The organism is Paraburkholderia sp. PREW-6R (assembly GCF_039621805.1).
In the GTDB taxonomy this organism is placed as follows: Bacteria; Pseudomonadota; Gammaproteobacteria; order Burkholderiales; family Burkholderiaceae; genus Paraburkholderia.
This window is the reverse complement of the sequence record NZ_CP155073.1, coordinates 268,668-291,923: the sequence shown is the minus strand read 5'-3', so window position 1 is coordinate 291,923 and position 23,256 is coordinate 268,668. Positions and strand designations below refer to the sequence as shown.

General features: G+C 63.5%; 21 protein-coding genes. 12 read left to right on the top strand and 9 right to left on the bottom strand.

Features of this window, described 5'->3' with window-relative positions:
• Window positions 1–8: 8 nt before the first annotated feature.
• Both AAGS40_RS01275 and AAGS40_RS01270 read right to left on the bottom strand, forming a co-directional pair.
• Complete coding sequence (locus AAGS40_RS01275; RefSeq protein ID WP_345812662.1) at window positions 9–887, bottom strand: ATP-binding cassette domain-containing protein; 879 nt, start codon at window positions 885–887, stop codon at window positions 9–11.
• A complete protein-coding gene (locus tag AAGS40_RS01270) occupies window positions 884–2,017 on the bottom strand; it encodes an ABC transporter permease (protein ID WP_345812661.1) in 1,134 nt (377 codons plus the stop codon). The genes AAGS40_RS01275 and AAGS40_RS01270 overlap by 4 nt, the downstream gene beginning before the upstream one ends.
• Before the next feature lie 105 nt (window positions 2,018–2,122).
• Here AAGS40_RS01270 and AAGS40_RS01265 point away from each other — a divergent pair, with 105 nt between their 5' ends.
• The 3 genes from AAGS40_RS01265 to AAGS40_RS01255 are packed head-to-tail and all read left to right on the top strand — an operon-like array spanning window position 2,123 to window position 4,193.
• Complete coding sequence (locus tag AAGS40_RS01265; protein ID WP_345812660.1) at window positions 2,123–3,040, top strand: biotin--[acetyl-CoA-carboxylase] ligase; 918 nt, start codon at window positions 2,123–2,125, stop codon at window positions 3,038–3,040.
• Window positions 3,037–3,918, top strand: coding sequence for a type III pantothenate kinase (locus AAGS40_RS01260; RefSeq protein ID WP_345812659.1), 882 nt, complete (start codon window positions 3,037–3,039; stop codon window positions 3,916–3,918). Before AAGS40_RS01265 ends, AAGS40_RS01260 begins: the two co-directional genes overlap by 4 nt.
• Window positions 3,919–3,953: 35 nt before the next feature.
• On the top strand, window positions 3,954–4,193 hold the full coding sequence (locus tag AAGS40_RS01255; RefSeq protein ID WP_345812658.1) for a hypothetical protein: 240 nt from the start codon (window positions 3,954–3,956) through the stop codon (window positions 4,191–4,193).
• A gap of 37 nt (window positions 4,194–4,230) precedes the next feature.
• Here AAGS40_RS01255 and rfaE2 read toward each other — a convergent pair whose 3' ends face one another.
• The 6 genes from rfaE2 to AAGS40_RS01225 form a co-directional block, all read right to left on the bottom strand.
• Complete coding sequence (rfaE2, locus tag AAGS40_RS01250) at window positions 4,231–4,713, bottom strand: D-glycero-beta-D-manno-heptose 1-phosphate adenylyltransferase (protein WP_345814452.1); 483 nt, start codon at window positions 4,711–4,713, stop codon at window positions 4,231–4,233.
• A gap of 156 nt (window positions 4,714–4,869) precedes the next feature.
• Complete coding sequence (locus tag AAGS40_RS01245; RefSeq protein ID WP_345812657.1) at window positions 4,870–5,742, bottom strand: ferritin-like domain-containing protein; 873 nt, start codon at window positions 5,740–5,742, stop codon at window positions 4,870–4,872.
• Window positions 5,743–6,338: 596 nt separating this feature from the next.
• Window positions 6,339–7,166, bottom strand: a complete 828-nt coding sequence (locus AAGS40_RS01240) for a PhaM family polyhydroxyalkanoate granule multifunctional regulatory protein (RefSeq protein ID WP_345812656.1) — start codon at window positions 7,164–7,166, stop codon at window positions 6,339–6,341.
• 94 nt (window positions 7,167–7,260) lie between these two features.
• On the bottom strand, window positions 7,261–8,163 hold the full coding sequence (locus tag AAGS40_RS01235; protein WP_345812655.1) for an enoyl-CoA hydratase/isomerase family protein: 903 nt from the start codon (window positions 8,161–8,163) through the stop codon (window positions 7,261–7,263).
• Window positions 8,164–8,334: 171 nt separating this feature from the next.
• Window positions 8,335–9,477 (bottom strand): ABC transporter substrate-binding protein, encoded by a 1,143-nt coding sequence (locus AAGS40_RS01230; protein ID WP_345814451.1) that lies wholly within the window; start codon window positions 9,475–9,477, stop codon window positions 8,335–8,337.
• Between the two features lie 319 nt (window positions 9,478–9,796).
• A complete protein-coding gene (locus AAGS40_RS01225; RefSeq protein ID WP_345812654.1) occupies window positions 9,797–10,780 on the bottom strand; it encodes a fumarylacetoacetate hydrolase family protein in 984 nt (327 codons plus the stop codon).
• Window positions 10,781–10,940: 160 nt separating this feature from the next.
• Here AAGS40_RS01225 and AAGS40_RS01220 point away from each other — a divergent pair, with 160 nt between their 5' ends.
• From AAGS40_RS01220 to AAGS40_RS01195, 6 genes are all read left to right on the top strand, one after another.
• Window positions 10,941–11,828, top strand: a complete 888-nt coding sequence (locus tag AAGS40_RS01220) for an IclR family transcriptional regulator (RefSeq protein ID WP_345812653.1) — start codon at window positions 10,941–10,943, stop codon at window positions 11,826–11,828.
• A 164-nt stretch (window positions 11,829–11,992) separates the two neighbouring features.
• On the top strand, window positions 11,993–13,222 hold the full coding sequence (locus tag AAGS40_RS01215; protein WP_345812652.1) for a DUF3108 domain-containing protein: 1,230 nt from the start codon (window positions 11,993–11,995) through the stop codon (window positions 13,220–13,222).
• A gap of 716 nt (window positions 13,223–13,938) precedes the next feature.
• Complete coding sequence (locus tag AAGS40_RS01210) at window positions 13,939–14,196, top strand: DUF3567 domain-containing protein (protein ID WP_074762832.1); 258 nt, start codon at window positions 13,939–13,941, stop codon at window positions 14,194–14,196.
• A gap of 347 nt (window positions 14,197–14,543) precedes the next feature.
• Window positions 14,544–15,614, top strand: a complete 1,071-nt coding sequence (locus tag AAGS40_RS01205; protein WP_345814450.1) for a homocysteine S-methyltransferase family protein — start codon at window positions 14,544–14,546, stop codon at window positions 15,612–15,614.
• Between the two features lie 70 nt (window positions 15,615–15,684).
• Entirely contained in the window at window positions 15,685–18,402 is a 2,718-nt protein-coding gene (metH, locus tag AAGS40_RS01200) for a methionine synthase (RefSeq protein ID WP_345812651.1), read from the top strand.
• A 157-nt stretch (window positions 18,403–18,559) separates the two neighbouring features.
• A complete protein-coding gene (locus AAGS40_RS01195) occupies window positions 18,560–18,769 on the top strand; it encodes an acid-shock protein (protein WP_345812649.1) in 210 nt (69 codons plus the stop codon).
• 229 nt (window positions 18,770–18,998) lie between these two features.
• Here AAGS40_RS01195 and AAGS40_RS01190 read toward each other — a convergent pair whose 3' ends face one another.
• The gene (locus AAGS40_RS01190; protein ID WP_345812648.1) at window positions 18,999–19,325 is read right to left on the bottom strand and encodes a DUF1840 domain-containing protein; all 327 of its coding nucleotides are present in this window, start codon (window positions 19,323–19,325) and stop codon (window positions 18,999–19,001) included.
• A gap of 447 nt (window positions 19,326–19,772) precedes the next feature.
• Between AAGS40_RS01190 and argS the strand changes: the two genes are divergently transcribed.
• The 3 genes from argS to AAGS40_RS01175 all read left to right on the top strand — a co-directional run bounded on the left by argS (window position 19,773) and on the right by AAGS40_RS01175 (window position 23,244).
• Window positions 19,773–21,563, top strand: coding sequence for an arginine--tRNA ligase (argS, locus tag AAGS40_RS01185; RefSeq protein ID WP_345812647.1), 1,791 nt, complete (start codon window positions 19,773–19,775; stop codon window positions 21,561–21,563).
• A gap of 61 nt (window positions 21,564–21,624) precedes the next feature.
• Window positions 21,625–22,437, top strand: a complete 813-nt coding sequence (locus tag AAGS40_RS01180) for an SPOR domain-containing protein (RefSeq protein WP_345812646.1) — start codon at window positions 21,625–21,627, stop codon at window positions 22,435–22,437.
• 168 nt (window positions 22,438–22,605) lie between these two features.
• Window positions 22,606–23,244 (top strand): thiol:disulfide interchange protein DsbA/DsbL, encoded by a 639-nt coding sequence (locus tag AAGS40_RS01175; protein WP_345812645.1) that lies wholly within the window; start codon window positions 22,606–22,608, stop codon window positions 23,242–23,244.
• Window positions 23,245–23,256: the final 12 nt, after the last annotated feature.

Sequence of the window (23,256 nt, the reverse complement as noted above, 5' to 3'; positions counted from 1 at the left end):
TCCCTGCTTCACAGCGGCAATTCGGACGACGCCGGCTCGAGCGCCGCGCGCGGCAGCTTTGCACGGCGTTCGGGCGGCAGCGCCTGTAGCGCGCGACGTCCGCGCAGTCCGAGGAAGTACTCGCGGATGAACGGATGATCGACGCCCGCAGCCTCCTCGACCGGCGCCGCAACCAGCACCTTGCGGTCGGCGAGCACGGCCACGCGGGTGGACAGCGCGATCATGGTGTCGAGGTCGTGCGTGACCATCACCACCGTCAGACCGAGCGCGCGGTGCAGCGCGGAGATAAGTTCGACGAATTCATCGGAGGCCTGAGGATCGAGGCCGGCAGTCGGTTCGTCGAGAAACAGCAGTTCGGGTTCGAGCGCGATCGCGCGCGCAATGCCGACACGCTTGATCATGCCGCCCGACAGCGCCGACGGCATTTTCGACGCGTGCTTGCACGGCAAGCCGACCATTTCCAGCTTGAGCATCACGATGTCGCGCAGCAGGTCTTCCGGCACCTTGCCGAGCTCACGCACCGGCTGCGCGATGTTGTCGAACACCGACAGCGACGAGAACAGCGCACCACGCTGGAACAGCATGCCGGAGCGGCTGCGCATCAGCAGCGCGGTTTCGGGCGAGATCGTCGCGAGGTCTTCGCCGAACAGCCTGATCGTTCCCGACGACGGTTTCTCGAGCCCGAGAATCTGCCGCACGAGCGTGGTCTTGCCGGAACCCGACCCGCCGACGATCGACATGATCTCGCCGCGGCGCACGTCCAGATTCAGATGCTGATGCACGATGTTGCGGCCGTAGCGCTTCGTCACGTCGACGACTTCGATCACCGGCTCGGCGATACAAGGCATTGGCTGGCCGCGTACGGCCTGGGTGAGCGGCGCGATCATCCGAGCCCCACGTTCTGAAAGAGAATCGCGAACACCGCGTCCGCGAGAATCACGATGGTGATCGAAGTCACCACCGAGGTCGTCGTGCCCTCGCCGAGACTCTGCGAGTTGGCTTTGATACGGAAACCGAAATGACAGCCCACGATCGCGATCAGCATGCCGAACGCGACGCCCTTGCCCAGCCCGATCCACAGATTCGCGACGGGCACGACGCCCGGCAGCGCGCGCGCGAAATAGTTCATGTCGATGCCGAGCGCGATCTTCGCGGCGAGCGCGCCGCCCGTCAACGCGATGATATTGGTCCACATGACGAGCAGCGGCATGGCAATGCCGAGCGCGACCACGCGCGGGAGGATCAGACGCAGGCCGTGCGGAATGCCCATGACGCGCATGGCGTCGAGTTCCTCGGTCACGCGCATCACGCCGATTTGCGCGGTGATCGCCGAACCCGATCGGCCCGCCACCAGAATCGCGGCCAGCACGGGCCCCAGTTCGCGAATCACCGACAGACCCAGAATATTGACGATGTACTGGTTCGCGCCAAAAAGCCGCAACTGCTGCGCGGACAGATAGCTCAACACGATGCCGATCAGAAACGCGACGAGCGCGGTGATCGGCAGCGCCTTGGTGCCGGCGTTGTAGATGTTCGCCGATATCTCGGTCCACGGCATGAGATTCGGTTTGCGCGCGATCGAGAACAGATCGAGCACGACGCGCCCGAGCATGCCCACGCCGCCGTACAGATGCTCGAAGAACGAGAAGATCGCAAGCCCAAGACGCGTAAAGGGATCGAGACGGACCACCGGCTCGGCCGCGTCGCGCCCGGTGTCGAGCAGCGCGATACGCTCGAAAATGTCGCGCTGCGTGTCGGTCAGCTCGGTGTCGGGCGGCATCTTGTGGCCCCAGACGCGCCACAGCGCCTGACCGCCGACGTGGTCCATCCGGTCGATGCGCGACAGATCCCACTGGCGAATGCCCTGCGCGCCGATCAGCGAGCGCAGTAGCGGAATCACGTGGCCGGTGGCGCGGTCGCGCGCGAGCGCGAGCGCCGTCCATTGGCCCGAGAGCCGGACGATCTTGCCTTGGCTGCCTGCCGCGACTTCAAGGCCGGGCGGAGTGTCGTAGTTCAAGGATCGCGGTAATCTGGTTATCGGATTAGCGGCCATTGTAGCGAACGCGCGCGCAACGGGCCGCGCTAGCGGACTCACGGCGTTCGCTATCGCTACAATATGAGCATGAACGCCTCCAAGACTCCCTCGCAAGCCGCAGCGGCGGCCTCGGGCCAACCCGACTGGCGCATCGACCGCGAGCGCGCCGTCACGCTGTTCGGTCCTCATGCGCATGACTGGCCGATCGAAATCGTCGAAGAAACCGGCTCGACCAACGCCGACCTCATGACCCGCGTGAAAGCGCTGCCACGCAAGCCCGGCGCGCTGCCGCGCCCGATCGTGCGGGTCGCGTATCTGCAGACCGCCGGGCACGGCCGGCGCGGGCGCCCGTGGTACGCGGAGCCGGGCAACGCGCTGCTGTTTTCGGTGGCCTGCGTGCTGCCGCGTCCGCTCGAAGGACTGGCGGGGCTGAGCCTCGCGGTGGGTGTCGCGCTGGTCGACGGGCTGCGCTCGCTGCCGGTCGCGGGCCCCGGACAGATCGCGCTGAAGTGGCCGAACGACGTGCTGCTGGAAGGCGACAAGCTGGCCGGCATTCTGATCGAAACCGCATGGAGCACCGAGGACGCGAGCGCCGTGGTGATCGGCATCGGCACCAATGTAAAGGGTGCGGACGAACTGGCGGCCAAGGTCGGCGCGTTGAACGCGGACGTGCCGCCCCAGGCGCGCGGCACGGTGCCCACCGCGCTGCAACGCGCGCTGCCCAACGCCAACCTCACCGATACGCTCGCTGCGGAGCTGAACGCGCTGGAACCGGCGCTGCTGCGTTTCGGCGCCGAAGGCTTCGCGCCGTTTCAGTCCCGCTGGAACGCCGTGCATGCGTACGCGGGCCGGGAAGTCGTGCTGCTGGAGCAAGGCGAGGAAATCGCGCGCGGCGTGGCGGCGGGTGCAGACGAGCGCGGCCAGTTGCTGCTCGACACGGCGGCGGGCCGTCAGACCGTCGCGACCGGTGACGTGTCGTTGCGCCTCGCCGAAGGTGCTGCATGAACAACGGTGCGCCCGATCTGCTGATCGATGCGGGCAACAGCCGCATCAAGTGGGCGCTGGTACAGGCGGACGGCACGCAGATCGCGGCGGGCGCGTTGGCGCACGGCGACCGCGACGGCCAACCGGCGTGGGCCGGTCTGCCTGCGCCGCGCCGCGCATGGCTTTCGAATGTCGCGGGCGAGGCGGTCGCGGCGCGCGTCGCGCTGCTCGTCGACGCACACTGGCCGGGCTTGCCGATCACCACGATCCGCGCGTGCGCGCAGCAATGCGGCGTGACGAACTGCTACACCACGCCGCACGCGCTCGGCAGCGACCGCTGGGCAGGCATGATCGGCGCGCGCGCGGCCTTTCCCGGCGAACCTCTGCTCATCGCGACGTTCGGCACGGCCACTACGCTCGAAGCATTGCGCGCGGATGGCCGTTTCGTCGGCGGCCTGATCGCGCCAGGCTGGACCTTGATGATGCGCTCGCTCGGCGAGCATACCGCGCAACTGCCTACACTCGACGCCAGCGCAGCCCGCGGCCTGCTCGGCGTGAATCCCGCGAATAGCGTCAATAGCGTGGACCCGATGCACGGGGTGAACGGTGAAGCCGGCGCCGAACGGCGCGGCCCATTCTTCGCGACGGACACGCCGCGTTCGTTGTCGGCGGGTTGCACGCTGGCGCAGGCAGGTCTGATCGAACGGATGTGGCGTGACCTGCAGGATGAATGGCAGGTGCCGGTGCGGCTCGTAGTCGGCGGCGGCGCCGTGGATGAAGTGGCGAGCGCACTCAAAGTGCCGCATACTCGCCACGATTCGCTCGTGCTGGCGGGGCTCGCGCTGATTGCCGCCGAGCATCGCGCGACAAGCGAAACGGCGGCTCAATCGCGGGCGTGAATACGGCCGCTCAACTTCTGGACAGGACATCCCCCATGCTGCGCTGGCTGATCGCCATACTGTTTCTCGCCAACCTGCTGGCATTCGTCGCCGTGCGCGGCGTTTTCGGCCCCACGCCGACCGCAGGTGGCCGTGAGCCCAATCATCTGAACCGGCAGGTTCGTCCGGAAGTGCTGAAGGTGCAACCGGTGACCGCCGCCGAGGCTGCCGACCAGGCGGTGGTGGGCGGCCCCGCGCCCACGGCGCCGATTGCGGCTTCTGCCTTATCGCAATAGCAGGCTGGACAGCGGTCTGCGGGTGCGCCGCGCCGACCTAACTGTGCGTGCGCACCTTCTTCAGAAGCGCTGTGGTCGAGCGGTCGTGCTCGAACGGAATGGCCAGCGCTTTGCCGCCCCAACCGCGCACGATCGCCGACTCGGGCAACACGTCCATGTCGTAGTCGCCGCCCTTGACCAGCACGTCCGGCCGCAGCGCCGTGATCAGATCGACGGGCGTTTTCTCGCCGAAACACACCACGTAATCGACGCTCTCCAGCGCAGCCAGCAGCGCCATGCGATCGGCTTCGTTATTGATCGGCCGGTCGTCGCCCTTACCCAGCATGCGCACTGATGCGTCGCTATTCACGCCGACGATCAGACACACGCCCAGCGCTTTTGCATCGGCGAGATACGTGACGTGCCCGCGATGCAGGATGTCGAACACGCCGTTCGTAAAGACGACCGGCGCCTTCAGCGACGGACGCAGCGCCGCCAGCGCATCTCGCGTGAAAATCTTGCGTTCGAAAGTAGCAGCCATGAGCCAGAGCGAAGAAAAGAGAAAAATGCCGTCACGATACACGCGGAACGGCACCTCGAAACAGAACGGCCCGGCAAGCTGACGCTTGTCGGGCCGTTCCTTCAACCATCCAACCGGGTGGCGCATGAAGCGCGCGGACCTTGAGAAACGCGAGCGTCAGGCCGGCTGTTCGGCAGTTTTCTGATCTGCCTGCAGACGCGTCACCACTTCCTTGCGATAGCGGTTCAGTTCCTGTGCGGTCGTGAACGTGCGCTCGAACAGCAACGACAGATTGTGAAGAATGCGCTCGACGACCTTTTTCTCCCAGCCGTCGTCGAAACGGATCTGCTCGTCGAGCCAGCGCTCCAGCCATTCCGGATCAGGCAGACGCGACTGGATCGTGTCGCGTGGGAACAGTGCCTGGTTCACGTGCAGATTGGTGGGATGCAGCGGCTTTTCCGTGCGGCGTGCGGATGCCATCAGCACACCGATTTTCGCGAATGCGGCGCGTGCGATGTCGCCGGTTTGCATCATCGCTTTCTTCATGTAGCGCAGATATGCGCCGCCATGACGCGCTTCGTCGCGCGAAATGGTTTCGTAGATGTGCTTGATGACCGGCTCGGTGTGCCATTCGGCCGCACGGCGATACCAATGGTTCAGACGGATTTCGCCGCAGAAGTGCAACATCAGCGTTTCGAGCGGCGGCGCCGGATCGAATTCGAAACGCACTGCGTGGAGTTCCTCTTCGGTCGGGCACATTTCCGGTTTGAAGCGGCGCAGATACTCCATCAGCACCAGCGAATGCTTCTGTTCCTCGAAGAACCACACGCTCATGAACGCGGAGAAATCGCTGTCGTGATGGTTGTCACGCAGAAACATTTCCGTGGCGGGCAGCGCCGACCATTCGGTGATCGCATTCATCTTGATCGTTGCGGCCTGCTCGTCGGTCAAGAGCGATGCATCGAACTTGTCCCAGGGAATGTCTTTCTCCATGTCCCATCGAACGGATTCGAGCGATTTATAAAGTTCCGGATAAAGCATGGTGTTCATAGTCCCACCCCTGTTCTGCGCATACTGTCTGTGTCTATAACTACTACGTGTAGCACTTTTGCCTGTAGCGAACTGCATTCGCCGCTCGCTGTCTGCCCGGCCGAGCGTTCAGCCAAGCATTCAATTTTACGCGGTAATCCGCTGCCTAGATGCACCGGGGCAGCAAAGAAGTCCGGGCGTTGCGCGTGCGCTGCTAACCGTAAGTGACGCGCCGCGCGGCCAACCGTGGGTGAGGGATACCCTGTGCCTGAGGTCGAGCCAGTTTGCGATGAGAACCGCACCATCCAGCCCTCCGCCAGCGATACCGGCGGCAATGAGACGAGGGCGGCTGGATTGGTAGTTTTCAGCGCACGCCCAAAAGCCAAAATTCAAGCTTACACAATCATAGCATGCTGTTTTAACCAAACCCTCGCCGTAGAAGTCGCAATTCCAATGCCTGATTGATTTCGCTCAATCCAGCGTACCGACCGCGAAGTGTGAGTGATAGTTGGCGTCAAAACCGTGACATCCGGACGTTTGCTGTTCGGACCCGCCCACGTGCAGAAGGCGAGGCAAGCGGCCCGATGTCACCGCCTCCGTCCACGTTCATGCCTGCTTCACGCTGATTTCTTCGTGGTGCGCGCGCTGCTCGTCCCGCTAGCTCCGCGCTTCGTGGCGGCAGGCGCCCGCTTCGCCGCCGCCCGTGGTGCCGGCGACGCTGAATCCGGGGGCGCACGCCCCGCTTCGTCGGCGGATTCGTCGGCGTCGGCGTCCGCTTCGTTGGCATGGTCCGCCGGCGGCGAAGTGCCGGCGCTGGCGTCGGCCTGCGGCTGTGCCGCTGCGCCGCCCGCCGCTGCCACCGCGACCGCCGGTTGCGTCATTGCGAACTGTGCGATCTGGTTGAACTGCGATTGCAGCAGACTCCACCACGCGGACGCATCGAATGGAGCGGTGTCCGGCTCATCCTGGCCTTCGTCTTTGCCCGCTGTTCCGGCAGCGGCGTCTGCGCTGGCCGCGGACGAAGCCGATCCGCCCGCGGGCCTATGCGGCCACCCTGACGGCGCCGGCGACGGACCCGGCGCGGGCGCCGGCGCCGATGGCTGCGACATCGACTGCTGGGCGAACGCGCCGAACGCACGCAAGGTGGCGAGCGTTGCGCGCTGCACTTCGAGCGCCTGAATCGCCGACTGCAGCATGCTCAGATTCAGCTTGAGCCATTGCTCGACCGCGCGCATGTCGGTGATGCGCTTGTCGAGTTCTTCGACGTTGGTGAGCGGCGCCATCATGTCAGACATCATCGACAATGACGGCGTCAGGCCGCCGGCCGGTTGCGCCGCCGAGAACGGCGAGAACCGCATCATGCCCCACATGCGCTCGAGCATTTCGGCGGGCGGAAAACCAGGAAAGCCGGGAAAGGGCGGCGTGGTGTCGGATGATTCAGTCATGCTTGTCGCCTCGCTGCTGAAAAGGAAAGATGGTCGCCATGCCGTGCGCTTGCCGTTCGATCATACCGCGCGGGGTTCAGTCAAACGAGCTGCATCAGGATTTCCCGCCGTCCGACGATTGGCCGGCTTCGCCTGCTTTGCCGCGCCATGGATCGCCGTCGCCGAAATCCGGTGCGCGCCGTTCGCGCAACGACTTCACGCCCTCGCGCACATCTGGCCCCGCAAAGCCCATGAATTCGAGCGCGAGTGACGTATCGAACGTCGGTCCCGCCGAACGCAACCAGTTGTTCAGCGCGTACTTGGTCCAGCGAATGGCCGTTTGCGACCCGTTGGCAAGCTTTTGCGCAACCTCGAAAGCCTTAGGCAGCAAATCGGTCTCGTCGACGGCAAGCGAGACGAGACCGATGCGCTCCGCTTCCTCACCGCTCACCGGCTCGCACAGCATCAGGTAATACTTGGCCTTCGCCATGCCGCACAGCAGCGGCCAGACGATCGCCGCATGATCGCCGGCCGCAACGCCAAGCCGCGTATGTCCGTCGATGATGCGCGCCGTTTTCGTGGCGATCGAAATGTCCGCGAGCAGCCCGGCGACGAGCCCTGCACCCACGGCCGGGCCATGCATCGCCGAGACGACCGGCTTGCTGCAATTGATCACGTTGTAGACGAGATCGCGTGCTTCACGCCACACGCGCGCACGCACATCGAAATCGGTCGCCATGTCCTCGACGAGTTGCAGATCGCCGCCTGCCGAGAAACCCTTGCCTTCGCCGCGAATGATCGCAACGCGGGTCTCGGGATCGCGATCGATGTCGCGCCAGATTTCGGCCAGCTCGAAGTGCATCCGTGCATTCGCGGTGGCGAGGCCGCTTTTGTTCGCGCCCTCGCCGCTCATCACGATCTCGAGCACGCCGTGCGGATGGCGGTGCAACCGCAGCGACTGGTAGTGCGCATAAAACGCGTCGTTACTGTGTGGCGCTTGCGAAGGTACTTCAGACATGTGAGCAATCCGTGTTCATGATCAGGGTGTCGCGATGTCGCGCAGCGAATCGGCGCGGCCATTGCTTCGGCCATAGCGCTGTGGCTCTTGCGCCCAGTCGCGCCCATTGCGCCCATTGCGCCCATTGCGCCCATTGCGCCCATTGCGCCCATTGCGCCCATTGCGCGACGTTCAGCGTGGCTGGTAAATCCACTTTCCGTTGCTGATCTCGACCATCACGCGAGCGCGCTGGTCGAGCCCGAGATGGTCGGTGGCGCTCATGTTGACGACGCCGTTGGTGTCTGCGAGACCGTGCGTCGCTTCGAGCGTGTCGCGTAATGCGCGACGGAACTCCGGCGTGCCCGGCGCGCCCGCTTTCAATGCGATGGGCACCGCATGGCCGAGCAGCGTGCCGGCGTCCCATGTGTACGAACCGAATGCGGAGACCGTGCCCGGTCCGCGGAACGCTTCGAAGCGCGCGATATAGTCGAGCGCAAGGCGTTTCGCGGGATGATCCGACGGCAACTGCGCCGCGACCAGCACAGGCGATGCGGGCAGGAACGTGCCGTTGCAATCGGCGCCGCACACGCGCAGGAAGTCGTTATTGGCGACACCATGATTGTGATAGATCAATCCTTTAAAGCCGCGTTCCCTGAGCGCCTTTGGCGGCAGCGCGGCGGGCGTGCCGGCCGCGCCGACCACGACCGCATCGGGATGCGCGGCGAGAATTTTCAGTACCTGACCTGTCACGCTCGGATCGGTCCGGTTGAAGCGCTCGCTTGCCACCATGTTGATGTGATGCAACTGCGCGAACTTCGCGACCTCCGCGTAGAACGTTTCGCCGAGTGCGTCGGCCTGACCGATGAACGCCATCGTTTTGACGTTATGCGTGCTCGCATGTTCGGCAATGGCCGACGCCATCATCGCGTCCGTCTGCGGCGTCTTGAAGACCCAATGGCGTTTGGCGTCGACAGGCTCGATGATTTTCGCCGACGACGCCAGCGAAATCATCGGCGTCTCGCCTTCGGCGACCACGTCGATCATCGCCAGTGAATTCGGCGTGATCGACGAGCCGATGATCGCGTCGACGTGATTTTCGGAGATCAGCTTCTTGGTGTCCTGCACGGCTTGCGTGGTGTCGGACGCGTCGTCGAGCACGATGTACTCGACGCTCTGCCCGCCGATCTGCCTGGGCAGAAGCGTGGCGGTGTCACGCGCGGGAATGCCGAGCGACGCGGCCGGTCCGGTCAGCGAGAGCACGAGCCCGATCTTGACCTGGGCAAGCGCGAGCGCCGGCAGCGAAGCGGCGAACGCAGCACACAGCGTCGCCGCCATGCGTGTCAGCCGATGATTCGATGTCTTCGCGCCGCTCGTCTGAGCGCGCACGGTTCCCGTTTGCCTGAATTCGATTTGCGGCATGCCTGTCTCCTCACGTCGGTTTTTCGTTTTGATGTCCTGCCGAAACGCTGCTCTCTTGTTGCCTGTCTGTTGCTTGTTTGCTGCCGATCCGTTGCTGCCTCTGAAGGCAGCCCGGCCCCTACCTCCGAAGTTCACCTCCGTGACGGCGGCCGCGCGGCGCGCCACCGCGCCAGTCAGTTTAGCGGCGCGCTTCCGCGCCGGCATCGGGCGAAACCCTTTTCTGTCGATCTGCCGGTCAATCGAGCGGCGCGATGCTCTGGTCGATCGAACCAAAAATCGATTTGCCCGCTTCGTCGAGCATTTCGATCTTCACGGTATCGCCGAACTTCATGAACTCGGTCTGCGGCGCGCCGTGTTCGATCGTCTCCAGGCAACGCTTCTCGGCGATACAGCAATAACCGCGCGTGGCGTCCTTGTTCGATACCGTGCCCGAGCCCACGATCGCCCCGGCGCGCAGATTGCGAGTCTTCGCGGCATGCGCGATCAACTGCCCGAAGTGAAACACCATGTCGGTGCCCGCATCCGGCTGGCCCACTTTCCTGCCGTTCCAGTGGACGATCATCGGCCGGTGCACGCGGCCTTCGCGCCAGTGCTCGCCGAGTTCGTCCGGGGTGACGGCAACCGGCGCAAACGACGTAGCCGGCTTGCTCTGGAAAAAGCCGAAGCCCTTCGCGAGTTCGGCGGGAATCAGATTGCGCAGCGATACGTCGTTGACGAGCGTGAGCAGACGCACGCTTCTGAGCGCCTGCTCGGGAGTGACGCCCATCGGCACGTCGGTCGTGATCACCGCGACTTCCGCCTCGAAGTCGATCCCGAATGCTTCCGACGCGCACAGCACGTCGTCTTTCGGGCCAATGAAGTCGTCGCTGCCGCCCTGGTACATCAGCGGATCGGTCCAGAATTCGGGCGGCATCTGCGCGCCACGCGCGCGCCGCACGAGTTCGACATGGTTCACGTACGACGACCCGTCGGCCCACTGGAATGCACGCGGCAACGGCGCCATGCAGTCTCGCGCGTCGAAGTTGAAGGTATTGCGCGCGCGGCCCTGATTGAGCGCGTCGTACAGATCGTGCAGTTGCGGCGCATAGAAGGCCCAGTCGTCGAGCACGCGCTGCAATGTGGGCGCAATCGCGTCGGCGATCGCGGCGGTGTGCAGGTCACGGGACACGACGATCAGTTGACCATCGCGCGTGCCGTCCTTCAGCGTGGCAAGTTTCATAGAGAAGCGAACCGTGTTGGTGACGATAGAAGGAATCTATTCTACGATGGTGAATCGGTGCGACCCAAATGCCGTGACCCGGCATATCGGTTACGCGAGTTCCGTGCCGCTCCTGCGGTACCTTTTTTCACGGTTTCCACGCGCCAGGTGCGCTTTGCTCATGCCTTCAAACGCCCGCTCCAATGCGATCCGTAACCGTTCCGACGCTACCGAACCGCTCGATGCGCGTGAATCCGACGATGAAAGCGCCGAGACAGGCGAGGAAAAGCTGCGCTCCGGGATCCAGTCGATCGAGGTGGGTTTCAGATTGCTCGATGTACTGACCCACGAGCCGCGCGCGATGATGCTGCGCGATCTCGCGCAGCGCGCCGGCATGAGTCCGGCGAAAGCGCACCGTTATCTGGTCAGCTTTCTGCGGCTCGGCGTGGTCGCACAAGATCCGCTGTCGGGGCGCTACGAGCTTGGCGGCTTTGCGCTGCAGCTCGGTCTCGCGCGGCTTGCGCGAGTGGACGGCGTCAAGCTCGCACGCATCGCATTGGCGGAAATGCGCGATCAGCTGGATCTGACCGTCGGCATTGCGGTTTGGGGCAATCAGGGGCCAACCATGGTGCACTGGATGGAATCGAGCCATCCCGCGAAAGCGTCGCTCAAACTCGGCGATGTAATGCCGCTGCTCAGTTCCGCCACCGGTCTGCTATTTGCCGCTTACCTGCCGGCGAGCAAGACCGCCGCCATGCTCGAACGCGAACTCGCCGATTCACGCCGCTCGGCGCATATCGGCGGGCCGCGCACGCGGGACGAGGTCGAGCGCGTGCTGACCGACGTGCGCCAGCATGGTGCTGCGCGCGTCGAAGGCATGTTGCTGCCCACTATTCACGCGTTCTGCATGCCGGTGTTCGACTCGACGGGCGAACTCGCGCTCGGCCTCGTTGCGCTCGGTCACGAAGGCGCGTTCGATATCAGCTGGGGCGGCGAGATCGACACCGCGATGCGCGAATGCGCGCAAAAGCTCTCTTATGAGCTGGGGTATAGTGCGACGCCGCGTTAGAGGCGGCCGTGGTTCCGGCGGCATCGACGTCCACCTTGCGCCGCGTCTTCAAGTTATTGCAGGCGCGGTCGTTGGCGCTGTCTTCGTGGCTGTCGTCGTGGGCCACGTGGAACGCATCTGCAATCTTTCCGAATCTTTCTGCCGTTCAACCTGTCCATTAGCTGATGGCTTCGCCCTTGACATCGCATCGCACTGACCCGACGCCGCCAGATCGACCGCGAGCGGTCGTGCGTACGTTGCGCTGGATTGCCGTGCTGCTTGTGGTGGCCGTGCTGCACTGGATCGCCGCGCAATGGGTGGAGCGCAACCGCGCCAACCTGAACCCGTCCGACAACGCGCACGTGCCCGTGCAGGTTGCGTTGCTCACACCGGAACGTATCGAGCGCAAACCGGCAGCGGCTTCGCCGCAAACGCCGGCCGCTGCGCCGGCCCAACGCGCGCAATCGGTCAAGCCTCGCGAACATGTGCTGACCGCGACGCAACCCTCGGCGCAGACGCCGGCCACAAGCGTGGCTGCGTCGGACGCTGCCGCCAGTGCCGCGGCCGCTGCGAGTTCCGCGTCGGCTACAACGGCGGCCGTCGCCGGTCAATCAACGGGCGCGGCAAGTGCGGCGAGCCCAGCAGACCCAACCGGTGCGGCCAGTGCGGCGAGCGCGCACGCGGCGTCGGCCGGCGTCAAGTTTTCCGTGCCGCCGTCGGGCGACTTGCAGTACGACACCTTTTACAACGGCGTGCGCAACCAGCCCGGCACGATCCACTGGACGAGCAGTCCGCAAAGCTATGAGATGGTCGTCTCGGTGCCGCTGCCCTTTGTCGGCACCTTCGTCTATTCGAGTCACGGTCATATCGACGCGTTCGGCCTCGCGCCCGACCAGTACGTCGAGAAACGCGGCCGGCGTGCCGAGGACATCGCGATCTTCAACCGGGCCGACAAAAAGATCGGCTTCACGCGTACCCCCGCCACGCTGCCGCTGCCCGACGGCGCGCAGGACCGCTTCAGCATGGTCATGCAACTGGCAAGCCTCGTGCGCGGCGACCCGTCCGCTTACAAACCGGGCGTGACGCGGCAGTTCTTCGTCGTGGATAGCGACAGCGGTGAGAACTGGCCCGTCGAAACGATCGGCGACGAAACGATCCGCACCGCGCAAGGTTATCTCGACACGCGGCACTTCAAACGCCTGCCACGGCACGACGGCGATTTGCGACGCATCGACGTGTGGCTTGCGCCGTCGCTCGGCTGGCTGCCCGCGCGGATCGTTCAAACAGAACCCAACGGCACGCAATTCGAGCTGGTCTGGCGCGGCAAGCCGGCGGCCGAGGATCCAGAAAGCACCCCTTCGGCACCGACCGATTCCACCAGTCCCACCGACACACCCGGCATCACGCGGCCTTAAGCCCTCAACGCGCGGACTCCGAACCCCGCCGCGAAACTTCCGGCGCGGTCAACAATCGCATACTGATTGCAACCATTCGCGTACAGGCTGCGTATATTGAGTGAGTCCCGACGATTCACCAGCGCGAAGCGCACGGCCCGCATGCGTGGATGGACCTTCCGCTGCGATCCCCGGACGAGGAGCCCGCATGCAAGTAAAGATGAATGGCATCAAACGCGTTATGTGCTGAGCAACGGGAGCGGCGGACCGTAGCTCACGTTTGTCCATCAACGGGTTGGCGAGACGCCAGTCTGGCGGCGCGCCCGGAAGCCGTCGAGCTCATCCGGGAGGTTTCATGCGGACGTTGCTGGAAGGCGACGCGTTTGCGTGTGCGGCGGTGCGTGATTTCGACGTACGCAGTAAGCTGGGAAACATGCGTCGCCCAACCCTGACCGTGGCGGGTCGTCGACACAGGCACGCCACCTGCTGCTACACAGACGATAGCAGACGCTGTCGAAGGCGCACGATTCGAACTCCTCGATGCCGCTCACCGGGCACCCGTGGAGCAATCTCACCGCTTTGCTGCACTGCTTGAAGCGTTTCTTGATAGGCCGGTCTAACCGGTAGGTCCGGAACTTTGCAAGTGTCAATCCGGACCCACCCCTTGAATTCCACACCAAATGCTCCACCTATGGCGCAAGAACGGCTAGGAGCCAACGGAAATAAGGAGTGTCGCCATGCAAATGATCTACAACAGCCCTAATTATTGTGTCGTCGAGTTTCCGCCGCAGGAAGGTCTGCTGGCCATGAAGTCGGGCGGCTACGAGATCGTCGATAAAAACATGCAGCGTGAAATTTACATTGACGGCGCAATGGCGGCGCGCTTTCGCGAGCACGTACAGAAGCTGATCGAAGAGGAACCGTCACTGGATGAAGTCGACGAATTTCTTGGGCAATTCGACAGTCTGATGCATCAGCCGGTCATTCTTCACTAACCAGAGGGTTCGGCTCACGTCGTTGGCGACCAACATTGACCGCGCCGCCAGGCCTTACCGGCGGCTTTTACAAGTCGGTCTGTAGTGATGAAGCGGTCCAGCAGGCGTTCGTCTGCTGGACCGTTTTATTTGGCACGTCTACATCTGTCTCAAAACTGTTTGGAACCAGCCCTCCCCCCGAGGCTGCCATCTGGCCCGCACCGTTCTGCGATGTCAGCCAAACGCGCTGAATGGCGGCGACCGCCTTGACTGCGCCTGCTGCCCTCGCCGCCGGCACCCGGCGAAACCGCGCGGCAGCGGCTACAATGCAAGGCTTCCGCAAACACCGGCGCAAGCCCTTGTCCGCCATGAACCAGCCTGCTCAAACTGCCACGCCCATCCGTCCAGAAGCCGCTTACACGCGCGGCGCGACGCTGCCTGCGCTGCTCAAGTCGCGCATCCTGATTCTGGACGGCGCAATGGGCACGATGATCCAGCGCTACAAGCTCGATGAAACCGCCTACCGTGGCGAACGTTTCAAAGACTATGGTCGCGATATCAAGGGCAACAATGAGCTGTTGTCCATCACGCAGCCGCACGTGATCCGTGAGATTCACGAGCAGTACCTCGCTGCGGGCGCCGACATCATCGAAACGAACACGTTTGGCGCGACCACGGTGGCGCAGGCCGACTACGGCATGGAAGACCTCGCAATCGAGATGAACCTCGAATCGGCAAAGCTCGCGCGCGCCGCCTGCGACAAATACTCGACGCCGGACAAGCCACGCTTTGTCGCCGGCGCGATTGGACCGACGCCGAAAACTGCGAGCATCTCGCCTGACGTGAACGATCCGGGTGCGCGCAACGTCACGTTCGACGAACTGCGCGCAGCCTATTACGCGCAGGCCAAGGCGCTACTCGACGGCGGCGCCGATCTGTTCCTCGTCGAAACGATTTTCGACACGCTGAATGCGAAAGCCGCGCTGTTCGCGCTCGACGAGCTGTTCGAAAACACGGGCGAACGCCTGCCGATCATGATTTCAGGCACCGTCACCGACGCGTCGGGCCGCATTCTGTCGGGTCAGACGGTCGAGGCGTTCTGGAACTCGCTGCGTCATGCAAAGCCGCTGACCTTCGGCCTGAACTGCGCACTGGGCGCGGCGCTGATGCGCCCGTACATCGCCGAACTGGCGAAACTGTGCGATACCTACGTGTCGTGCTATCCCAACGCCGGTTTGCCGAACCCGATGAGCGACACGGGCTTCGACGAATTGCCCGCGGACACGTCGGGCCTGTTGAAAGAATTTGCCCAGGCGGGGCTCGTGAACATCGCGGGTGGATGCTGCGGGACCACGCCGGAGCATATTGCGGCGATTGCGAAAGCGCTGGCCGACATCAAGCCGCGCCAGTGGCCCACGCAGTATCGCGACGCGGCCTGAGTCACGCGGCGCCGCACCGTCAGTCTGTCGAACCCAACGCATTCCACCGCAGCAATCGAGCACATACGCCATGACCGATCACACCATGCGCCTTTCCGGCCTCGAGCCGTTTAACGTCACCTCCGGCACGCTGTTCATCAACGTCGGCGAACGCACGAACGTGACCGGCTCGAAGGCGTTCGCGCGAATGATCCTGAACGACCAGTTCGACGACGCAATCGCGGTTGCACGTCAGCAGGTCGAAAACGGCGCACAGGTAATCGACGTCAACATGGACGAGGCGATGCTCGATTCGAAAGCGGCCATGGTTCGCTTCATGAATCTGATCGCATCGGAACCGGACATTGCGCGCGTGCCGATCATGATCGACTCGTCGAAGTGGGAAGTGATCGAGGCCGGTTTGAAGTGCGTGCAAGGCAAGGCGATCGTGAACTCCATCTCGCTGAAAGAAGGCGAGGAAGCGTTCCGCCACCATGCGAACCTGATCCGCCGGTATGGCGCGGCCGCAGTCGTGATGGCTTTCGACGAGCAGGGGCAGGCCGATACCTTCGAGCGCAAGACGCAGATCTGCAAGCGCTCATACGACTTCCTCGTGAACGAAGTCGGCTTCCCGCCCGAAGACATCGTGTTCGACCCGAACATCTTCGCGATCGCCACGGGCATCGAGGAGCACAACAACTACGCCGTCGACTTCATCAACGCCACGCGCTGGATCAAGGAAAACCTGCCGTATGCAACGGTGAGCGGCGGCGTGTCGAATGTGTCGTTCTCGTTTCGCGGCAATGACCCGGTGCGTGAAGCGATCCACACTGTGTTCCTGTATCACGCCATTCAGGCGGGCATGGACATGGGCATCGTCAACGCCGGCCAGCTCGGCGTGTATGCGGACCTCGATCCCGAACTGCGCGAGCGCGTGGAAGACGTGGTGCTGAACCGGCGGCCGGACGGCACCGACCGTCTGCTCGAAATCGCCGACAGGTTCAAGACCGGCGCGGCGAAGAAGGAAGAGAACCTCGAATGGCGCAACCAGCCGGTCGAGAAGCGTCTGTCGCATGCGCTCGTGCATGGCATCACCAACTTCATCGTCGAGGACACCGAGGAAGTGCGCGCGAAGATCGCCGCCGAAGGTGGCCGCCCGATCAGCGTGATCGAAGGTCCGCTAATGGACGGCATGAACATCGTCGGCGACCTGTTCGGGCAGGGCAAGATGTTTTTGCCGCAGGTCGTGAAGTCGGCGCGCGTGATGAAGCAGGCGGTCGCCCACCTGATTCCGTATATCGAAGAAGAAAAGAAGCTGATGGCCGAAGCCGGCGCGGACGTGCGCGCGAAAGGCAAGATCGTGATCGCCACGGTCAAGGGCGACGTGCATGACATCGGCAAGAACATCGTCTCAGTGGTGCTCCAGTGCAATAACTTCGAAGTCGTCAACATGGGCGTGATGGTGTCCTGCAACGACATTTTGGCGAAAGCGAAAGTCGAAGGCGCGGACATCATCGGATTGTCCGGCCTCATCACGCCGAGCCTCGAAGAGATGGCGTACGTCGCGTCGGAGATGCAGCGCGACGACTATTTCCGCGTCAAGAAAATCCCGCTGCTGATCGGCGGCGCAACCACGTCCCGCGTACACACGGCCGTGAAGATCGCGCCGAATTACGAAGGTCCGGTCGTGTATGTGCCGGACGCGTCGCGCTCGGTGTCGGTGGCGTCGAGCCTGCTGTCCGACGAAGGCGCTGCAAAGTATCTGGACGATCTCAAAACTGATTACGAGCGCATTCGCGATCAGCACGCCAACAAGAAAGCGCAGCCCATGGTCACGCTCGCCGAGGCTCGCGCGAACAAGACCAAAATCGACTGGAGCGGCTATCAACCGGTCAAACCGAAGTTCATCGGCCGTCGCGTGTTCAGGAATTTCGATCTGGGCGAACTGGCGAAGTACATCGACTGGGGCCCGTTCTTTCAGACCTGGGATCTGGCGGGTCCGTATCCGGCGATCCTGAACGACGAGATCGTCGGCGAATCGGCGCGGCGCGTGTTCTCTGACGGCAAGTCCATGCTCGCGCGGCTGATTCAGGGCCGCTGGCTGCAAGCCAACGGCGTGATCGCGTTGCTGCCGGCCAATACGGTCAACGACGACGACATCGAAATCTACACAGACGAATCGCGCTCCGAAGTCGCGCTCACCTGGCGCAACCTGCGCCAGCAGAGCGTGCGTCCGGTGGTGGATGGCGTCATGCGCCCGAACCGGTCGCTCGCGGACTTCATCGCACCGAAAGATTCGGGCGTGGCGGACTACATCGGCATGTTCGCGGTGACGGCGGGTCTCGGCGTCGACGTGAAGGAAAAGCAGTTCGAAAAGGATCACGACGACTACAGCGCGATCATGCTCAAGGCGCTTGCCGACCGTTTCGCCGAAGCCTTTGCCGAAGCGCTGCACGCTCGCGTGCGCCGCGACCTGTGGGGTTATGCGGAGGCCGAAACGCTTTCGAACGAGGATCTGATTGCCGAGAAGTACCACGGCATACGTCCGGCGCCGGGCTATCCGGCCTGCCCGGATCACCTGGTCAAGCGCGACATGTTCGACTTGCTGCATGCCACCGAGATCGGCATGAGCGTGACGGAATCGCTCGCCATGCTGCCCGCGGCAAGTGTCTCCGGCTTCTATCTGGCGCATCCGGACAGCACGTATTTCTCGGTGGGCAAGATCGGCCAGGATCAGCTGGAAGACTATGCAAGGCGTATGTCGTTGTCGAAAACCGATGCCGAACGGGCACTCGCACCTTTGCTGTGAACGAAGCGTGGCGGGAAATCCACTATATCCAGCGTGAAAGACTGAATATTTGCAGCACCGTAATTTTCGGCTTTGTAGACTGAATCGGCTGGACCCCGCCAGACGCGGCCAAAACGCGTCGGCTTAATTAATTGCAATCGTCAACGGAGAAAATCGTATGAAGAAGCTGACGCTGTTGTTGACTGCTGTTTCGCTCGCCGCCAGCGCCTCGGTCGCACTGGCTCAGACGGCCGCTCCCGCCGGCGCCAGCGGCGCGGTGAGTTCGTATTCGCCGCCCGTCGAGAAACACGTCAAGAAGCCGAAGAAAAAGAAAATGAAGAAAGGCGCGTCGGCACCCGCGGCCGCCCCTGCGGACGCTGCCAGCTAACAAGCTGGTGGGGCGAGGCTGTAGCAAGCCGGCCTTTGAAATGCGAAAGAGCCCGCTTCGAGCGGGCTCTTTTCATTGAGGCGTGAGGCTATGCTGTTGCGCCCACCTCGTCCTCACCTTGCGCCGACCTTACCCTTCCTGGCCCTCACCTCGGGCGCAGCCGCGCCGTATGGTACGGCTCGGCCTCGCGTTCGAGCCGATTCAGCTCGGGCGGCAACAGCGCGCCGACCTAAATGCCCCAGATGATGTCCGTGTTTTCCTTCTGCGCCGCACGCAGCATGTCGAGGAACGGATAGGCACGTTGCGCAAGACCCGGCGGAATCTCGTGGTGCTCGTGGCCTTCTTCGTGTTCGTGGAAATGGCCGTCGTGCTCGGCGCGCTCCTGTTTGTCGAACGTAATCGCAGCTTCGAGCTTTTCGATTGCCAGAGCCAGTTCGTCGTGCATGATGACGCCCCGCTGACCCAGCTGCTTACCGACGATACCCACCAGATATTGTGCGAGGTTTTCCAGCATCATCACGTCTGGGCAGGCGCGGCATTTAAAAGTAATCAGCATGACAATTCCCTTTTTCGTTATGTTGGACCCACGCGCGAGCAGTTCGACTACCACTGCCGGCATGCGTTACGTTGGCTCGCCGGTCAGGCCTGACGGCCACGGCCCTTGCTGGGCATCTCATTGAACATATTAGCACCTGCTAAAATCCGTCTGAACGGAAAAGCGCGCCGCACTGCGCCGGGCGCGGCGAAGCACAAGTCACGCGCTCAGGCCGGCTGGCCGTGGCTTTGCGCATCACTGCCGCGAACCACCGCAACCGCAACAGCGCAGGCCGCCGTGCGCCGTACACATGGCGTTGCAGGCAACGTGCCTGCTGCCGGCGGCGCGCCCAACGCAGCGCGGCGCGTGCATCGCCGCTTTCCACGCTTCTGATTCATCGGCCGCAACGAGCGCGCGGCCGGCGCCTCTTGCGCATCACCGGATTGCCTCACTGGACTCGCAACAAGCATGCTGCCTGCACATAAACACACTCTCGAAACACTGCTCGCCGACACGGTGAAGCAGGTCGCATCCGCCTCCCAGGGCGCGACCGAAGCCGCTTTTGTCTCGCCCGCCATCACGCTCGAGCGCCCGAAGGTGGCTGCTCACGGCGACGTCGCCTGCAACGTGGCGATGCAACTCGCCAAGCCGCTGCGCGCCAATCCGCGCCAGCTTGCGCAACAGATCGTCGACGCATTGCTCGTGCACCCGCAGGCCAGGGGGCTCGTTCAAGCCGCAGAAGTCGCCGGCCCCGGCTTCATTAACCTGCGTCTTGCCGCTGCCGCGAAGCAGGCGGTGATCGCCGCCGTGCTCGCGGAAAAAGACGCGTTCGGCCGCTCGCAGCGCGAAGCCGGACGGCACGTGCTGATCGAATTCGTGTCGGCGAATCCGACCGGCCCGCTGCACGTTGGTCACGGCCGCCAGGCCGCACTCGGCGACGCGTTGTCGAACGTACTGGCGTCGCAAGGTTGGGACGTGCACCGCGAGTTCTACTACAACGACGCCGGCGTGCAGATCCAGACGCTCGCGCTTTCCACGCAGGCGCGTGCGCGCGGCCTCGCGCCCGGCGACGAAGGCTGGCCAGCGTCGGCATATAACGGCGAGTACATTGCCGACATCGCGAAAGACTATCTGAACGGTGTCACCGTGGCCGCGAGCGACGGCGAGCCCGTGACCGGCGCAGGCGACGTCGAGAATCTCGCCGCTATCCGCCGTTTCGCGGTTGCGTATCTGCGCCGCGAACAGGACATGGACCTGCAGGCGTTCGGCGTGAAGTTCGACCAGTACTATCTGGAGTCGTCGCTGTACAGCGAAGGCCGCGTCGAGAAAACTGTCGACGCGCTGATCGCCGCCGGCAAGACCTACGAACAGGACGGCGCGCTGTGGCTGCGCACCACCGACGAGGGCGACGACAAAGACCGCGTAATGCGCAAGACCGACGGCACCTACACGTACTTCGTGCCTGACGTCGCGTATCACGTTGCCAAGTGGGAGCGCGGCTTCACCAAGGTCATCAACATTCAGGGCTCGGATCACCACGGCACGGTCGCGCGGGTGCGCGCGGGCCTGCAAGGTCTCGGCGTCGGCATTCCGAAGGGGTATCCCGACTACATCCTGCACAAGATGGTCACGGTCGTGCGCAATGGCGAAGAGGTGAAAATCTCCAAGCGCGCCGGCAGCTACGTGACGGTGCGCGACCTGATCGAATGGTCGGGCGGCGCAACGCCGGGTTCGGAAGCCGCCGTCGATCTGATCGACGAGGAAACGATCCGCCGCGGCCGCGACGCCGTGCGCTTCTTCCTGATTTCGCGCAAGGCCGACACGGAGTTCGTGTTCGACATCGACCTCGCGTTGAAACAGAACGACGAAAACCCGGTGCACTACGTGCAATATGCGCACGCACGGATCTGCTCGGTCATCGCAGAATGCAAGGCGCGGTACCACACCGACGAAAGCACGCTTGCCGAGGTGGACCTATCTCCGCTCACCAGCGAGCGTGCCATGGCGCTGCTGAACAAGCTCGCGGAATTTCCGGACATGCTGCAGCACGCCGCCGAAGAACTCGCACCGCATGCGGTTGCGTTCTATCTGCGCGACCTCGCCGGGGAATTCCACTCGTTCTACAATGATCGGGCCGAACGCGTGCTGGTCGACGACGCAGCCGAGCGCAATGCACGTGTGGCGCTGCTCGCGGCTACGCGTCAGGTGCTGGCCAACGGTCTCGCGACGATTGGCGTCTCTGCTCCCGTCAAGATGTAAGTCCTCCGGCGTAACATGCACGCGGCCGTCGTTATAATCGACGGCCGTTCCAGGATTCTTTTTGCAGGTGATTCATACGATGGCAAAACCACGCCGCACAACGAAGCAATCGAAACAAACCGGGGGCACCTTTCTCGGCATCGTGCTGGGCCTGATCGTCGGCCTGGCGATCGCGGTAGTGGTGGCGCTGTATATCACCCGTGCGCCTACGCCGTTCGTCTCGAAAGTCGCGCCGCCCGCGGCGCCGGACACCGGTTCGAGCCAGGTGCAGCAATACGATCCGAACCGTCCTTTGCAGGGCAAGACGCCGGGCCAGCCGGTGCCGCAAGCCGCGCAGCCGGCACCGCCCAACACCGCGCCCGGTCAGACCAACTCGCAAACCCAGTCGGGCATGCTGGAGGAACCGCAGATCGTCGAAGTGCCGCCGTCGGCGGGCAGCGCGAACGGTACGGCAGTTGCACCGAAGCCCGCGCAGGATAACGGCACCAGCACGGCGGGCAGCACGGCGAAGAAGCCGCAAGGTTCGAGTACGCCGGCCGCTACGGCGTCGGGCTCCGCGCCGAAGAGCGGCTCGTCCGCCACGGCCAGCAACGGCAGGCAGGATTCAGGCGCCGCGCCGGCGCCGGGTGACGCGAACACGGGTTACTTCCTGCAGGTCGGTGCGTACAAGACGTCGGCGGATGCCGAACAGCAGCGCGCACGCCTTGCGTTCCAGGGCTTCGAGTCGAAAGTCACACAGCGTGACGCGGGCGGCGTGACGTATTACCGCGTGCGTATCGGACCGTTCTCGAAGTTCGAGGACATGAATGCGAGCCGTCAGCGTCTGTCCGACGCCGGCGTGGACACCGCCGTGATCCGTTTCACGAAACAGTAATCAACCATAACGGACACGGTTTGCAGGCTCGCGCCGCCGCCGAACTATCGGGGTGCGGCGTGTGTCACAAACACAAAGGGCGCTTGACAGCGCCCATGCCGAAACGACAGACGGTGACGGGCATTTGCGTGGCGCCACCGCTTTACCGCCTACCTGGGTCATCACAACATGAAGAAACTGCTGAGCATTCTGTTCCTGTCGCTGGGCCTCGTGGCCGCAACGGCGCACGCATCGCCGGCCGCTCCGGTCGCAGGCAAGGACTACACGGTGCTGTCCTCGCCGCAACCCACCGACGAACCCGCTGGCAAGATCGAAGTCACCGAATTTTTCTGGTATGGCTGCCCGCACTGCAATGAATTCAACCCGTACCTCGAAGCGTGGGTGAAGAAGCAGGGTCCGGACGTCGTGTTCAAGCGCGTGCCGGTGGCCTTCCGCGACGACTTCATTCCGCATTCGAAGATGTACCACGCGCTCGACGCGCTCGGCCTCGCCACGCAACTCACGCCCAAGGTCTTCAACGAAATCCACGTCAACAAGGACTACTTGCTGACGCCGGAAGATCAGGCCAAATTCCTCGCGAAGAACGGTGTCGACCCGAAGAAGTACATGGAAGCGTACAACTCGTTCTCGACACAAAGCGCGCTGCAGAAAGACAAGAAACTGCTCGACGACTACAAGATCGACGGTGTGCCGACGCTGGCTGTTCAAGGCAAGTATGAAACCGGGCCGGCCGCGACCAACAGCCTGCCGGGCACGATCCAGGTGCTGGATTATCTGGTTGCACAGGTCCGCGCGAAAAAGATGTAACGTCGAAGGCGC

Coding starts and splice junctions, on each gene's coding strand:
- AAGS40_RS01220 (WP_345812653.1), top strand. CDS start 10,941: ATGCCTTCAAACGCCCGCTCCAATGCGATCCGTAACCGTTCCGACGCT.
- AAGS40_RS01235 (WP_345812655.1), bottom strand. CDS start 8,163: ATGTCTGAAGTACCTTCGCAAGCGCCACACAGTAACGACGCGTTTTAT.
- AAGS40_RS01240 (WP_345812656.1), bottom strand. CDS start 7,166: ATGACTGAATCATCCGACACCACGCCGCCCTTTCCCGGCTTTCCTGGT.
- argS (WP_345812647.1), top strand. CDS start 19,773: ATGCTGCCTGCACATAAACACACTCTCGAAACACTGCTCGCCGACACG.
- AAGS40_RS01245 (WP_345812657.1), bottom strand. CDS start 5,742: ATGAACACCATGCTTTATCCGGAACTTTATAAATCGCTCGAATCCGTT.
- AAGS40_RS01230 (WP_345814451.1), bottom strand. CDS start 9,477: ATGGCGGCGACGCTGTGTGCTGCGTTCGCCGCTTCGCTGCCGGCGCTC.
- AAGS40_RS01210 (WP_074762832.1), top strand. CDS start 13,939: ATGCAAATGATCTACAACAGCCCTAATTATTGTGTCGTCGAGTTTCCG.
- AAGS40_RS01275 (WP_345812662.1), bottom strand. CDS start 887: ATGATCGCGCCGCTCACCCAGGCCGTACGCGGCCAGCCAATGCCTTGT.
- AAGS40_RS01255 (WP_345812658.1), top strand. CDS start 3,954: ATGCTGCGCTGGCTGATCGCCATACTGTTTCTCGCCAACCTGCTGGCA.
- AAGS40_RS01215 (WP_345812652.1), top strand. CDS start 11,993: ATGGCTTCGCCCTTGACATCGCATCGCACTGACCCGACGCCGCCAGAT.
- AAGS40_RS01225 (WP_345812654.1), bottom strand. CDS start 10,780: ATGAAACTTGCCACGCTGAAGGACGGCACGCGCGATGGTCAACTGATC.
- rfaE2 (WP_345814452.1), bottom strand. CDS start 4,713: ATGGCTGCTACTTTCGAACGCAAGATTTTCACGCGAGATGCGCTGGCG.
- metH (WP_345812651.1), top strand. CDS start 15,685: ATGACCGATCACACCATGCGCCTTTCCGGCCTCGAGCCGTTTAACGTC.
- AAGS40_RS01190 (WP_345812648.1), bottom strand. CDS start 19,325: ATGCTGATTACTTTTAAATGCCGCGCCTGCCCAGACGTGATGATGCTG.
- AAGS40_RS01195 (WP_345812649.1), top strand. CDS start 18,560: ATGAAGAAGCTGACGCTGTTGTTGACTGCTGTTTCGCTCGCCGCCAGC.
- AAGS40_RS01265 (WP_345812660.1), top strand. CDS start 2,123: ATGAACGCCTCCAAGACTCCCTCGCAAGCCGCAGCGGCGGCCTCGGGC.
- AAGS40_RS01260 (WP_345812659.1), top strand. CDS start 3,037: ATGAACAACGGTGCGCCCGATCTGCTGATCGATGCGGGCAACAGCCGC.
- AAGS40_RS01175 (WP_345812645.1), top strand. CDS start 22,606: ATGAAGAAACTGCTGAGCATTCTGTTCCTGTCGCTGGGCCTCGTGGCC.
- AAGS40_RS01205 (WP_345814450.1), top strand. CDS start 14,544: ATGAACCAGCCTGCTCAAACTGCCACGCCCATCCGTCCAGAAGCCGCT.